Below are 12,910 nucleotides of genomic sequence, written 5' to 3'. Positions count from 1 at the left end.
TCTAATGGCTCATGCGAAATATCATCGTTTGTCGACGAGTGCCAGACTGCCTAAATTGTCGGCGCTGATCAGCTGCCCAACATTGCAATTGCCCGCAGTCTAGCGGGATAACACCCTCAACACTCATGGAGAGTGGTTCATTTATGTCATTCATCAATCCGAGCAAAGTCATTTCCTGCAGCGCATTCGGCCTGTTTTTCGGCGCCGCAGCGTGCATGGCTGCCACGCCCAGCGACGAGCAACTGCAAGCCCTGGTGAACAAATCCGTCACCCCGGTGATGCAGCAGCAGAACATCCCCGGCCTCGCCGTGGCCATCACCGTCAACGGCCAGCCGCATTACTTTAATTACGGCGTCGCCGCCAAGGATACCGGGCAGAAAGTCAGCGAAAACACCCTGTTCGAAATCGGCTCGGTGAGCAAAACCTTCGCCGCGACCCTGGCGGGCTATGCGCAGGCGACAGGCAAACTGGACCTGTCGACCAAGGCCAGCCAGATCTGGCCAGAACTCAAGGGCAGCGCCTTCGATGGCATCAGCGTGCTGCAACTGGGCACCTACAGCGCCGGCGGCCTGCCGCTGCAATTCCCTGACGAGTGGGACTCGGCGGACAAGATGCTCGGCTACTACCAACAGTGGCAACCGAGCTTCCCGGCCGGTAGCCAGCGCCTGTATTCCAACCCGAGCCTGGGCCTGTTCGGTTATCTGGCCGCCAAGACCCTCGGTCAGCCATATGATCAGGTGATGAGCGAAACCCTGCTGCCGAAACTCGGCCTCAAGCACACCTTCATCCAGGTGCCCGCGTCCGAAGCCAAGCTTTACGCCCAAGGTTACGACAAGAAAGACCAACCGGTTCGGGTCAGTCCAGGCGCACTGGATTCCGAAGCCTACGGTATTAAAACCAGTGCTGCGGATCTGCTGCGGTATGTCGAGGCCAACCTGAAACCGGCCAGCCTTGAAGCGCCGCTGCAAAAAGCTATCGCCGCGACCCACACCGGTTACTACACCGTTGGCGACATGACCCAAGGCTTGGGCTGGGAGCGTTATGCCTACCCGATCAGCCTCGATAAATTGCAGAACGGCAACTCGACGCCGATGGCCATGGAAGCGCACAAGGTCAAATGGCTGGCCTCGCCACAGCCTGAACCGGCCAACGTGCTTTACAACAAAACCGGCGCGACCGGAGGCTTCGGCGCGTATGTGGCGTTTGTACCGTCGAAGGATCTCGGCATCGTGATCCTGGCGAACAAGAATTACCCGAATGCGGAACGGGTGAAGATTGCCCACGAAATATTCAGCGCCCTGACTGACTGATATTGAAACGGTGGCGAGAGGATTTATCCCCTCGCCACAAACGGGCAAGAAAAATGGGCGACCCTGCAGAGGTCGCCCATTTTTTTGATTCAGGCCATGCCGTCAATCATCCGGCATTTCCGGCGGCTTGCTCGGTTTCGCGGGTTTGGTTGGCTTGGCGCCCTTCTCGCCTTTCTTGGCTGCCGGTTCGGCGGCCGTGGCCTTGGTTTCGGCGACCGTTGGTGCGCTGATTTCCTTTTCGCTGGCCGGCAGCGCATCAACCGTGTCGAAGATTTTCTTCAGGTCCACCGACTTCGCTTCATCGCCCGAGGCCGAAAGTTTGATTTCGCCGTCCTTGCCGATCAGGAACACTTTCGGGTACGCGCCGGCACCGAGTTTCAGCGAACGCAGCAAAGCCATGGTGTCTTGCTGGCCGAGGTCTTTGCCATCGAGCTGACCTGCCATATTGAGGATGGTGTAGACCTTGATGCTGCGGTCAGTCACACCTTTCTTGTTGGCTGGATCTTCCAAGGACTTTTTCAGCCCCACCCACACCGGGTCGACGGTGCTTTGTGCGATTACGATCAACGGTCGGGCCCGTCCCATATCCCCGGCTATGGGCGAGTCGTTGTCAGCGGCGAACAAGGGGCCGGCAATCGCCAGCAAGAGTGTCAGGGTCAGTGACCTGATGAGCATGCGCATCTCCTTTTGATATCCACGCTCTAATGATTGCGCATCGTGGCGATTGTTCCGGGGTCGTGCCCGGCAAATATGTTTCGCCTTGTCAGAAGCTTAGGTCAGCCCCGTCATTGCGCAACCGCATCGGCGTAATCGTGACGCGGATTTGATTACCTTTTGTGAGCGCATTAGGGTGGCCGTTCTGCTCACGAAATGGAGTTCACCCCATGCACATCGACTACCTGTGCGATCACCCGCATTTGATTGAGGAACTGGCCGAACTCAATTTCAAGGAATGGGGCGAGTTCCGTCCCGGCGACACCCTTGCAGCCCGCACCGAACGGATGCGCGCCGCCTGCGGCAAAGGTGCAATTCCCAGCGTGGTGGTGGCCATTGAAGACGGCAGATTGCTCGGTGGCGCGCTGTTGATCGACAGTGACATGAAGATCCGTCCCCAACTGACGCCATGGCTGGCGGGCGTCTACGTGAAATCAGAAGAACGCGGGCGCGGGATTGCTTCGCAACTGGTCAACAGGATCGTCGATGAAGCGGCGGCGTTGGGGGTGACCGAGTTGTATCTGTACACCGACGCGGCGCAATCGCTGTATGCGCGGCTGGGATGGAAGGTGGTCGAGGATCTGGTTTACGAAGACCTGCCGGTGACCGTCATGAAATTCAACATCATTCATACCCCAGTGTAGGAGCTGCCGCAGGCTGCGATCTTTTGATTTTGAAGGTCAAAAGATCGCAGCCTGCGGCAGCTCCTACATCAGAACGCCAGTTTGTAACCGATCAACAGCAGCATGGTCGCCAGGCACGGGCGCAGCAATTCATCGGAAATGCGCCCGGTCAGGTGGCTGCCGAGCCAGATGCCCGGCAGCGAACCCATCAGCAGGAAGCCCAGCACGCCCCAATCCATGTTGCCCATGCTCGCATGCCCCAGCCCCGCAACGAGGGTCAGCGGTACGGCGTGGGCGATTTCGGTGCCGACCAGACGCCGGGTCGGCAACAGCGGGTAGAGGATGAACAGCGCGACCGTGCCCAAGGCGCCGGCGCCGATTGAAGTCAGGGCGACCATGGTGCCGAGGATCAGGCCGGTGATCACCGTCATCAGATTCAGGCGCGCGCCGCTCGGGTTGTAGTTGCCGCCAGCGCGTTTGTGGGCGAATTCGAGGAGGCGCTTCTTGAACAGAATCGCCAGCGCCGTGGCGAACAGCACCCAACCCAAGGCTTGTTTGATGATCGCGTTCATCGCCTCGGGCGCGGTGTGCAGACTGCTGAGAAACCACAAGGTCATCGCCACCGCTGGCACGCTGCCGAGAGTCAGCCAACCGGTGATGGCCCAGTCGATGTTGTCGTTCTTCTTGTGCACCAGCACGCCACTGGACTTGGTAATGGCTGCGTACAGCAGGTCAGTGCCCACCGCTGTTGCCGGGTTGATGCCGAACCACAGCAGGATCGGCGTCATCAAGGAACCACCGCCGACACCGGTCATGCCGACAATAAAACCCACCACCAGCCCGGCGATCACCAGGCCGAAATTTGCCAATTCCATTAAGACGTCCAGAAAAAACGACAGGAAAAATCTGGCCCGCAGCATAGCGATTTTTCATATAACCACATATATCAATGCGGTCTATCGTTATGCCTTCCAGCTACACCGCCTTATTCTGTGTGGGAGCGGGCTTGCTCGCGAAGGCAGTGTGTCATTCACGTAGATATCGACTGACACTCCCTCTTCGCGAGCAAGCCCGCTCCCACAGGGGTTATAGGGTGCCAGGTAGATCAATGCACGCGCCGGCCCGGTTTGAAACTGTGATGACGGTTGATCCACACCGTCGCCAGCGCAATCAGCGACAGGATCAACAGCGCCCACGGAAACGACATCGCCCCCGCCCGATCCAGCAGCAGCCCGCCAAACAGACCGCCGCCGGCAATCGCCACGTTCCAGGAGGTGGTGAGCATCGCCTGCACCACGTCCACATGCTCGCCAGCCGAATCCGCTGCAGCCGTCAGCAGCAACGTCGCCGAGCCACCAAACGACAAGCCCCACACGGCCATGCAGGTGTAGATCAGCCACGGCGACGGTGACATCAGCGCCAGCACCAGGGCGGTCACGGCAAACACCGCGAGGCTGATCAGGGTCAGCCAGCGCGACCAGCGATCCACCAGCAGGCCGATGATCCAGATCCCGACCAGCGAACACAGACCGAACACCAGCAGCACCAGATCGACCCGCTCGGCCAGCCCGGCCTGCATCAGGAACGGCGCAATGTAGGTGTAGAGAATGTTGTGCCCGAGCATCCAGGTCAGCACCACGAACAGCACCGGCCGTACGCCCGGCAGACGCAGCGATTGCAGCAGCGGCAGGCGTTCGGCGCTGGTCTGGCCGGGACGATCGGGCACCGCCAGCACGATCCACGCCGCCAACACCAATGCCAGCGCCGACATGATCCCGAACGAAGCGCGCCAACCGATCAGGTTGCCCAGCCAGGTCCCCGCCGGTGTGCCCAGCGACAGTGCCACTGGGGTGCCGAGCATGGCGATCGCCAACGCCCGCCCCTGTTGATGCGCCGGCACGATCCCGCGGGCGTAACCGGCCATGATCCCCCATGACAGGCCAGCTGCCATCCCGGCTAGAAACCGCGAAGCGAGGGTCAGACCGTAATGGCTGGAGAACGTGGTGATGGTGTTGAACACCAGGAAACCGCCGACCGTCATCAGCAGCACCCGCCGCCGTGGCCAGCCCCGGGTGGCAACGGTCAGCGGAATCGCCGCGACGATCGAGCCCAGCGCATACAGCGTCACCAGTTGCCCGGCGAGCACTTCGCTGACCCCAAGCCCGGCGCCGATTTGCGGCAGCAGCCCGGCCGGCAGGGTTTCGGTGAGGATGGCGATGAAGCCGGTCATGGCGAACGCCAGCAACGCGGCATAGGGCAGTTTTTCTGCACGGGTGGCGTGGTCAAGGCGGGTGAATTCGGTGCTTGCGGAGTCGGTCATGACAGGTGCAGCTCCCTTTGGATCAATAGTAGCGATGGATTGTATACAAAAATACCACTCACAATTTGATCAATGTGGGAGCGAGCCTGCTCGCGAATGCGCTGGATCTATCAGAGATTCAGCGCCTGGCAGATCGCTTTCGCGAGCAGGCTCGCTCCCACATTGGATCTCCGCACTTACTGCACCGGCAGGAAATTCAAGAACAGCAGACTCTGCGCGTAGTTCAGGCCGATGCGCCGGTAGCGCTCATCAAGCATCTGCGTCAGCAAGTCGAGGCGCGCGACGATCTTGCCGAATTCGGTAGCGAAACTCAGGTTGCTGCCCTCCTCCGAGATTTCATTGGAGAACAGCAGCGGCTGGCCTTCCTTGTTCTGGCGCTGGGACAGAATCCACGTGGCTTTCTCGATGTTGCGCGCGGCGTTGTGGACGAAGGTCGGGTTGATCGCATCGGTCATGTAGAACTCGACGCGATTGCCATGGGCGGTGACCAGCATGCTGCCGATGGCATAGATGAAGGCGCCGACCCGATCCCCGAGAAATTCCGGACTCATGGCATAGCTGAGCGCCGCCAGATCTTTGCGCCCGCCCAACACCGGTAACGGTTGCTGCTGCTCGACGGCAAGGCGCACCTGTTTCACCGCCGTGTTGATGTCGAGGAAGCCCGACTTGCGCAGTTCTTCCGGGTTGCGCAAATACAGCTTGCCCATCAGGCGATACAGACTGTTGAGGTTGTCGCGCATCGCCAATGTGGCCATGCGGTCGACGCTGGTTTGCAGGAATTCCTGCGGTTGACCGTCGCGCATCTGAGCGAAAAAGCCATTGCCGTCCTGATGCGTGCAACCGCTGACAAACAGCGACGACAGGCAGGCCAGCAACAGGCACGGGCGGCGAACGAATCGGGCGATCGGGGGAAAAACTCTCGGCATGAATTCTCGAACAGGCACATTCCTGCGCGGCGGGCGTCGCCGCATCCTGGCCATGGATAGAGCCGTCGAATCCGGAAAAGTGCAGCGCTGGCACGATTTCCCGACCTTCGGCAACTATTTAGTATGACTTTATATTTGCACTAAACCTTTAACCGGCTATAAATTCTGACTCAACTCACAATTAGCATGACTATTACCCTGTTTTGAAAACAACAACAAAAAGGAAGGTCAACCATGCTTCAATCACGTCACCTGCTCTCCGGCCTCGGACTGTCCCTGATGATCGCCACCCTCTCCGCCAACGCGGCCGGCCTCAGCGCCGAACACAAAGTCTTTGGCAAAACCAACGACGGCACGCCCGTCGAGCAATACATCCTGCGCAACAGCCACGGCATGCGGGCGACCGTCATCACCTACGGCGCCACCCTGCAATCGCTGCTGGTGCCGGACAAACACGGCAAAGCCGCCGATGTGGTGCTGGGCTTCGACGATGTCCAGGGCTACCAGAAAGGCACGGCCTATTTCGGCGCGACCATCGGCCGTTTCGGCAATCGACTGGCCGACGGCGCGTTCGCACTCGACGGCAAGCGCTATCAGGTGCCGCAGAACGACAAGTCCAACGCCTTGCATGGCGGTACTCAGGGTTTCGACAAGAAGGTCTGGAAAGCGCAGGAAACCAAGGACAAGGATTCCGTCGGCGTAACCCTCACCTATCTGTCGGCGGACGGCGAAATGGGCTTCCCCGGCAATCTCACCACCGAAGTGACCTACCGCCTGACCGACAGCAACGAGTTGCGCATCGACTATAAGGCCAGCACCGATAAACCGACCGTGCTCAACCTGACCAACCACAGCTACTTCAACCTCGCCGGCGCCGGTAATGGCGACGTGTTGAAACAAGTCGCGACCCTGCACGCCAGCCGCTATACCCCGGTCACGGCCAAGCTGATCCCTACCGGCGAACTGGCACCCGTGGCCGGTACGCCGATGGACTTCACCACGCCCACCGCGATCGGCACGCACATCAAGGCTGATCACCCGCAGCTGAAATTCGCCGAGCCGAAACAGGGCGGCTTCGATTTCAACTGGGTGCTGGATACCAAGGGTGATGTGAGCAAAGTCGCCGCCGAGGTCAGCGATCCGCAGTCCGGGCGGCATTTGCAGCTGTTCACCAGCGAGCCGGGGGTGCAGTTTTACACCAGCAACTTCCTCGACGGCACGGTCAAGGGCAAGGGTGGCAAGGTCTATCCGCACTGGGGCGCGTTTACCCTGGAGACTCAGCACTATCCGGACTCGCCGAATCAGCCGGATTTCCCAAGTACGCGGCTCGATCCGGGACAGGCTTATACACAAAGCGTCGTCTTGAAATTCACCACAAAATAACTGACCTCACTCATTTCCTGTGGCGAGGGAGCTTGCTCCCGCTGGGGCGCGAAGCGGCCCTCGCTTTTCATTAAGTTGGAAAGCAGCGGCCTGCTGCGCAGTCCAGCGGGAGCAAGCTCCCTCGCCACAGGTTCATCGCCCTCCATTGGAACCCCTGCGCTATTCTGCTGCCCACTAAGGTATCGACCATCAGCACAGGAGGTTTGAATGCGTACCCTCGAACTGGCAGGCGTGCAGGTTCCAGTGATTGGCCAGGGCACCTGGCGCATGGGCGAAGATCGCTCGGCGCACCCGCGTGAAGTGTCCGCGCTGCGCCAAGGCATCGAACTGGGCATGACCCTCATCGACACGGCGGAAATGTACGCCGAGGGCGGTGCCGAAAGCGTGGTCGGCGAAGCCATTGCCGGTCTGCGCGATCAGGTGTTTCTGGTGAGCAAGGTCTACCCGCACAACGCCAGCCGCAAAGGCATCCCACAAGCCTGCGAGCGCAGCCTGCGCCGGCTCGACACCGATTACATCGACCTCTATCTGCTGCATTGGCGCGGCCAGTATCCGCTGGATGAAACCGTCGAAGCGTTCGAACGCCTGCGCGAGGACGGCAAGATCGGCCGCTGGGGCGTGTCGAATTTTGATGTCGACGACCTCGAAGAACTGGCCAACCCGGCGTGCGCCACCAATCAGGTGCTGTACAACCTGGAAGAGCGCGGCGTCGAATTCGATCTGCTGCCATGGTGCCAACAGCAACGCATGCCGTTGATGGCGTACTGCCCGATTGGCCAGGGTGGCGCGATGCTGGCTGAACCGGTACTGAACAAGATTGCCACTCGTCACAACGTGACCCCGGCACAGGTTTCACTGGCGTGGATTCTGCGTCAGGATGGTGTGATTGCGATTCCCAAGGCTGTGCGACCGGAACACGTGCAACTCAATGCACAAGCGGCGCAGTTGCAACTGGATGCCGGGGATCTGGCGGCGCTGGACCAAGTATTTAAAGCGCCACAACGCAAGCAGCGGCTGGCTATGGTCTGAGTCGCTGCCGGCTGGCGAGGGCTTCGTCATGAGAAGCACTGATCAGTGCGACCCGTTCAATCTTCAGCGTTTCGTCCAGGCCCAGGACCCGGTGTTCGAACGGATCCAGCGTGAACTCGACGAGGGGCGCAAGCGCAGCCACTGGATGTGGTTTGTGTTCCCGCAGTTCGCCGGGCTCGGTGGCAGCGAAATGTCCCGGCGCTTCGCCATTCAGTCTGCCGAGGAAGCCGAGGCTTACCTGAACCATGACCTGCTCGGCGCACGACTGCGCACCTGCACGCAGCTGGTGCTGAACATCCGTCAGCGTTCGATTGCCGAGATTTTCGGCCACCCCGATGACCTGAAGTTTCACTCCTCGATGACGCTGTTTGCCCAGTTTGGCGCCGAGGACAGTCTGTTCAATCAGGCACTGGAGCGTTACTTCCACGGCATCCTCGACGAATGGACCCTGCAACTGCTGGACTCAAAACAGGCCCAGCTGCCCCCCGATCAGGGTTGAGAAATCGTCGTCGACGAACGGCAGAATTGCATCGGCCACCGGCTGCAGTTGGCGGGTGATGTAGTGGTCGTAGTCGATGGCGGCGCGGCGCACTTCCAGCGGTTCCGGCCCGGCCAGGGTGATCACGTAACTGATCCAGCCACCGTTCTGATACTGTCGCGGGCGCCCGTGCTGTGCGTTGTAATCGTCGGCCAGCCGCGCCGCGCGCACATGCGGCGGCACGTTGCGTTCGTAGTCATCGAGGGTGCGGCGCAGGCGCTTGCGGTAGACCAATCGCTCATCGAATTCGCCGGCCAGGGTCTTGCGCACGTAATCGCGCACGTAATCCTGATACGGCTTGCGCTGGAAGATTCGCTCGTACAACTCCTGCTGGAACTGCCGGGCCAGCAGTGACCAGTCGGTGCGCACGGTTTCCAGGCCCTTGTAGACCATTTCTTCGCTGCCGTCGGCGCGGCTCACCAGTCCGGCGTAGCGCTTTTTGCTGCCTTCCTCGGCGCCGCGAATGGTCGGCATCAGAAAGCGCTTGTAGTGCGTTTCGTACTGCAATTCGAGGGCACTTTGCAGGCCGTACTCCTCGCGCACATGCTCGCGCCACCAGTGGTTGACGTGTTTGACCAGCGCCTGACCGATCTGCGCCGCTTCCTCCTGCCCGTGCGGACGGCGCAGCCAGACGAAGGTCGAGTCGGTGTCGCCGTAGATCACTGCGTGGCCCTGCGCTTCGATGAGCTGACGGGTGCGCAGCATGATCTCGTGACCGCGCAGGGTGATCGACGACGCCAGCCGCGTATCGAAAAATCGGCAACCGCTGGAACCGAGCACGCCGTAGAAGGCGTTCATGATGATTTTCAACGCCTGCGACAGCGGCGCGTTGTGCTCACGCTTGGCGGTCTCGCGGCCCTCGGCGACGCGCGCGACAATCGACGGCAGGCAATGCCGGGTGCGCGAGAAACGCGCACCGCGAAAACCCGGCACTGAATCGGCATCGTCCGGTTGTTGCAGGCCTTCGATCAGGCCCACCGGGTCGATCAGAAAGGTGCGGATGATCGACGGATACAGGCTCTTGTAATCGAGCACCAGCACCGACTCGTAGAGGCCCGGTTGCGAATCCATGACGAAGCCGCCCGGGCTGGCCTGCGGCGGATTGGTGCCCAGATTCGGCGCGACGAAACCCTGGCGGTGCATCAGCGGCATATACAGGTGAGTGAACGCCGCCACCGAGCCGCCGCTGCGATCCGCCGGCAGCCCGGTAACGCTGGCGCGTTCGAGCAGAAATGTCAGCAACTCGGTCTTGGCGAAGATCCGCGTGACCAGTTCGCAGTCCTTGAGGTTGTACTTGGCCAGCGCCGGTTTGTCCTCGGCGAACATGCGGTTGATTTCGTCCATGCGCTGGTACGGGTTGTCGATCGCCTTGCCCTCGCCGAGCAGGGTCTGCGCGACGTTTTCCAGGCTGAACGAGGGAAAACTCCAGGTCGCCGAGCGCAGCGATTCAATGCCGTCGATGATCAGCCGCCCCGCCGCCGAGGCAAAGTAGTGCGTGCGGCTACCGTGTTCGCGCCACTGCATCTCTTCGCCGCCGCGACCGATTTTCAGCGGGACGCCGAGGCGTCGCGCGTGTTCGTGGAGGATGCGCAGGTCGAACTGCACGACGTTCCAGCCGATGATTGCGTCGGGATCGTGGCGGGCGAACCAGTCGTTGAGTTTCTTCAGGATCACGGTGCGCGAGTCGCAGTATTCGAGATCGAAGTCGACGATGCTCGCGTCACCGTTCGGCGCGCCGAGCATGTACACCTGACGCTGGCCGCAGCCTTCCAAAGCAATGGAATACAGCTCGCCGGTTTCGGTGGTTTCGATGTCCAGCGAGACCAGGCGCAATTTGGGCCGGTATTTGGGATCGGGCTTCAGTTGGGCGTTGAGCAAGACGCCGTCGGCATCGGCAGTGCCGCTGAACAGCACCGGCGCGGTGATGAAGCGCTCCATCAGGTAGCGTTCCGGCGGGCGCACGTCGGCTTCATAAACGTCGACACCGGCGCGGTTGAGCGCGGTTTCCAGGCGCATCAACTGGCCGTGTTGCTGGCAATACAGGCCCAGCACCGGGCGATGTTCGAAGTCCTGCAGGGCCAGCGGGCGCAGTTCGACGTTCTTTTCGTCAAGCAGCAGACGTTCGGCCGCTTCACGCTGTTCGGCGGGGATAAACGCCACCGAGGTCTGCGGCGCCAGGCGCACACGGCGCGGCCCGGCGTCGGTCGCCAGCCAGAACTCGACTTCGGTGCCGGCCGGGGTATCGCGCCAATGCCGGGTCAGGACGAAGCCCTGCTGTAAATCCACCACTGCAACCTCAGGAATTGAATCAGAGGGGCATTCTACGCTGCCCTTCAAGCGATAACCCCATTCCCTGTGGTGAGGGCGCTTGCTCCCGCTCGGCTGCGCAGCATTCGTAAAACCATGCAATGCGGTGCATCAGGCAAACCGAATTCTCAGGGTTTGGGACTGCTACGCAGTCCAGCGCGAGCAAGCTCCCTCGCCACAGGGTTGGAGGTAAGCCGGAAAAACCGGCAAATGACGTTTTTTGCGTGCTATCTGCCGCTTTGCCACCTTGCTCTGCGCGCCAGCGTCTACGATGCTTGGAGAACAACGACAACACCTGAGTAACCGCCATGAAGACCGTCGCCCAACTGCTCAAGCTCAAAGATCAGAAAAATCAGGAAGTACACCAGATCAAACCCGGTCACATGGTGCTCGAAGCGCTGATGAAGATGGCCGAGAAAAACGTCGGGGCCTTGCTGGTGGTGGAGAACGACGAAGTGCTGGGCATCATCAGTGAGCGTGACTACGCGCGCAAACTGGTGCTGCACGGGCGTTCGTCGGTGGGCACACCGGTGCGCGACATCATGGTTTCGCCGGTGATCACCGTGGACACCCACCAGACCGTCGACACCTGCCTGAGCATCATGTCCGACAAACGCCTGCGCCACCTGCCGGTGGTGGAGAACGGCAAGCTGATCGGTCTGTTGTCGATCGGCGACCTGGTAAAAGAGGCGATTGCCGAACAGGCAGAGCTGATCAAACAGCTGGAGCAGTACATTCGCGGGGAATAAACCCTTCCCACTTACAGGAGTGAGCCCTGTGGCGAGGGGATTTATCCCCGATGGGGCGCGAAGCACCCCCAGAAAAGCCGGGACCGCTTCGCAGTCCATCGGGGATAAATCCCCTCACCACAGAGTTCACTCCTACATTTTGGTTTATGGGGTGTTCAGGACGGCCAATGCCGGGCAAATACCGGCGCCAGCACCGGATGCCGGTCAATGCGCTGCAACCACGCATGAAAGCCCGGCCGCGTCTGGCGCAGATGCTCGCGACTCCCCGCCCAACGCGTCACCACGGCCGCCAGCACGTCCAGTGCTCCCGGTTTTTCGTCGTCCAGATACAGCTCGGCGGAAAACTGGTCGGCAAACACTTCCCAACTCCAGTGCAAACGCTCGCGGGCGCCGGCCATCAGGTTCTGCCGCGAAGCTTCGTCCGGCATCACCAGCCAGCGCTCGGGGTAGTCGATGACGCCGATGGCCGCGTAGCAATTGCTGACGATGTAGACCATGCCGCGAATCGCCTGGTCGCGGTCCGCCGGCTTGTCCGGCAACAGGCCGGATTCGGGAAAGCTCAGGCCCAGGTGAATCAGAATCGCCACACTCTCGGTGATCGCACTGCCATCGGGCAATTGCAGGGTCGGCACCTGCTTCAGTGGATTGAGCAGCGCCAGTGCCTCGGCGGCTTCGCTCGAGGCCTGGCTATCGATGAAGCGGTAGGCGATCTGGCACAACTCCAGCGCCGCTTCGATCGCGGCAGCACCTGAATTGAGATGTCCGTAAAGTTGATACATGTCCCCTCCTCGATCTCGACAGGTCTGGTGTAGCCCTATTTATAGCGGGTGTATCGGCTTTGGCACATTTTTTCCATGCACTCGCGACTTGCGAATTCAAACCTCGCAAAACAGCGCTGGCGGTGCCCATCCCGCACCAAGAGCAATCATCGAACGCTATCCGCGTTCTTGTAAGGTGCGATACCGAACCAAAAGTTCGCGTATCCGAGCTGGCAACAAGGAGGTCACTGCG

12 protein-coding genes are annotated in these 12,910 nt (G+C 60.6%); 6 read left to right on the top strand and 6 right to left on the bottom strand.

Annotated elements, in window-relative coordinates:
• Nucleotides 1-143 precede the first annotated feature (143 nt).
• Nucleotides 144-1,310 carry a class C beta-lactamase gene (gene ampC, locus M0814_RS05500; RefSeq protein ID WP_103484124.1) on the top strand — a complete coding sequence of 389 codons (1,167 nt, stop codon included), beginning with the start codon at nt 144-146 and terminating at the stop codon, nt 1,308-1,310.
• A gap of 102 nt (nt 1,311-1,412) precedes the next feature.
• Here the strand turns inward: ampC and M0814_RS05495 are convergent, their stop codons facing one another.
• Nucleotides 1,413-1,985 carry a DUF4174 domain-containing protein gene (locus M0814_RS05495; RefSeq protein ID WP_103484125.1) on the bottom strand — a complete coding sequence of 191 codons (573 nt, stop codon included), beginning with the start codon at nt 1,983-1,985 and terminating at the stop codon, nt 1,413-1,415.
• A 209-nt stretch (nt 1,986-2,194) separates the two neighbouring features.
• On the opposite strand from M0814_RS05495, the gene M0814_RS05490 reads away from it, so the two are divergent.
• The gene (locus tag M0814_RS05490; RefSeq protein WP_103484126.1) at nt 2,195-2,668 is read left to right on the top strand and encodes a GNAT family N-acetyltransferase; all 474 of its coding nucleotides are present in this window, start codon (nt 2,195-2,197) and stop codon (nt 2,666-2,668) included.
• Between the two features lie 68 nt (nt 2,669-2,736).
• Here M0814_RS05490 and M0814_RS05485 read toward each other — a convergent pair whose 3' ends face one another.
• From M0814_RS05485 to M0814_RS05475, 3 genes are all read right to left on the bottom strand, one after another.
• Nucleotides 2,737-3,522, bottom strand: coding sequence for a sulfite exporter TauE/SafE family protein (locus M0814_RS05485; protein WP_103484127.1), 786 nt, complete (start codon nt 3,520-3,522; stop codon nt 2,737-2,739).
• Nucleotides 3,523-3,752: 230 nt separating this feature from the next.
• Nucleotides 3,753-4,967 carry an MFS transporter gene (locus M0814_RS05480; protein WP_103484128.1) on the bottom strand — a complete coding sequence of 405 codons (1,215 nt, stop codon included), beginning with the start codon at nt 4,965-4,967 and terminating at the stop codon, nt 3,753-3,755.
• Between the two features lie 176 nt (nt 4,968-5,143).
• Entirely contained in the window at nt 5,144-5,893 is a 750-nt protein-coding gene (locus M0814_RS05475; RefSeq protein ID WP_003223587.1) for a hypothetical protein, read from the bottom strand.
• 234 nt (nt 5,894-6,127) lie between these two features.
• Here M0814_RS05475 and M0814_RS05470 point away from each other — a divergent pair, with 234 nt between their 5' ends.
• The 3 genes from M0814_RS05470 (at nt 6,128) to M0814_RS05460 (ending at nt 8,804) form a co-directional block, all read left to right on the top strand.
• Nucleotides 6,128-7,276, top strand: coding sequence for an aldose epimerase family protein (locus M0814_RS05470; RefSeq protein WP_103484129.1), 1,149 nt, complete (start codon nt 6,128-6,130; stop codon nt 7,274-7,276).
• 207 nt (nt 7,277-7,483) lie between these two features.
• The gene (locus tag M0814_RS05465; protein ID WP_103484130.1) at nt 7,484-8,305 is read left to right on the top strand and encodes an aldo/keto reductase; all 822 of its coding nucleotides are present in this window, start codon (nt 7,484-7,486) and stop codon (nt 8,303-8,305) included.
• A gap of 28 nt (nt 8,306-8,333) precedes the next feature.
• A complete protein-coding gene (locus tag M0814_RS05460; protein ID WP_103484131.1) occupies nt 8,334-8,804 on the top strand; it encodes a DUF1810 domain-containing protein in 471 nt (156 codons plus the stop codon).
• On the opposite strand, the gene M0814_RS05455 is transcribed toward M0814_RS05460, so the two are convergent.
• Nucleotides 8,769-11,129: a DNA polymerase II gene (locus M0814_RS05455; protein ID WP_177434679.1), complete on the bottom strand. Its 2,361-nt coding sequence runs from the start codon at nt 11,127-11,129 to the stop codon at nt 8,769-8,771. The two genes, M0814_RS05460 and M0814_RS05455, sit on opposite strands and share 36 nt — an antisense overlap.
• A gap of 329 nt (nt 11,130-11,458) precedes the next feature.
• Between M0814_RS05455 and M0814_RS05450 the strand changes: the two genes are divergently transcribed.
• On the top strand, nt 11,459-11,899 hold the full coding sequence (locus M0814_RS05450) for a CBS domain-containing protein (protein WP_045122370.1): 441 nt from the start codon (nt 11,459-11,461) through the stop codon (nt 11,897-11,899).
• Nucleotides 11,900-12,054: 155 nt separating this feature from the next.
• Here M0814_RS05450 and M0814_RS05445 read toward each other — a convergent pair whose 3' ends face one another.
• Entirely contained in the window at nt 12,055-12,678 is a 624-nt protein-coding gene (locus M0814_RS05445) for a glutathione S-transferase N-terminal domain-containing protein (RefSeq protein ID WP_103484133.1), read from the bottom strand.
• Between the last annotated feature and the right edge of the window lie 232 nt (nt 12,679-12,910).

The organism is Pseudomonas sp. MWU12-2020, from assembly GCF_023100605.1.
In the GTDB taxonomy this organism is placed as follows: domain Bacteria; phylum Pseudomonadota; class Gammaproteobacteria; order Pseudomonadales; family Pseudomonadaceae; genus Aquipseudomonas; species Aquipseudomonas fluorescens_H.
Note: the sequence above shows the minus strand (reverse complement) of the source record. Positions and strands in the feature narration are given on the sequence as shown.

Coding starts and splice junctions, on each gene's coding strand:
- ampC (WP_103484124.1), top strand. CDS start 144: ATGTCATTCATCAATCCGAGCAAAGTCATTTCCTGCAGCGCATTCGGC.
- M0814_RS05495 (WP_103484125.1), bottom strand. CDS start 1,985: ATGCTCATCAGGTCACTGACCCTGACACTCTTGCTGGCGATTGCCGGC.
- M0814_RS05490 (WP_103484126.1), top strand. CDS start 2,195: ATGCACATCGACTACCTGTGCGATCACCCGCATTTGATTGAGGAACTG.
- M0814_RS05485 (WP_103484127.1), bottom strand. CDS start 3,522: ATGGAATTGGCAAATTTCGGCCTGGTGATCGCCGGGCTGGTGGTGGGT.
- M0814_RS05480 (WP_103484128.1), bottom strand. CDS start 4,967: ATGACCGACTCCGCAAGCACCGAATTCACCCGCCTTGACCACGCCACC.
- M0814_RS05475 (WP_003223587.1), bottom strand. CDS start 5,893: ATGCCGAGAGTTTTTCCCCCGATCGCCCGATTCGTTCGCCGCCCGTGC.
- M0814_RS05470 (WP_103484129.1), top strand. CDS start 6,128: ATGCTTCAATCACGTCACCTGCTCTCCGGCCTCGGACTGTCCCTGATG.
- M0814_RS05465 (WP_103484130.1), top strand. CDS start 7,484: ATGCGTACCCTCGAACTGGCAGGCGTGCAGGTTCCAGTGATTGGCCAG.
- M0814_RS05460 (WP_103484131.1), top strand. CDS start 8,334: ATGAGAAGCACTGATCAGTGCGACCCGTTCAATCTTCAGCGTTTCGTC.
- M0814_RS05450 (WP_045122370.1), top strand. CDS start 11,459: ATGAAGACCGTCGCCCAACTGCTCAAGCTCAAAGATCAGAAAAATCAG.
- M0814_RS05445 (WP_103484133.1), bottom strand. CDS start 12,678: ATGTATCAACTTTACGGACATCTCAATTCAGGTGCTGCCGCGATCGAA.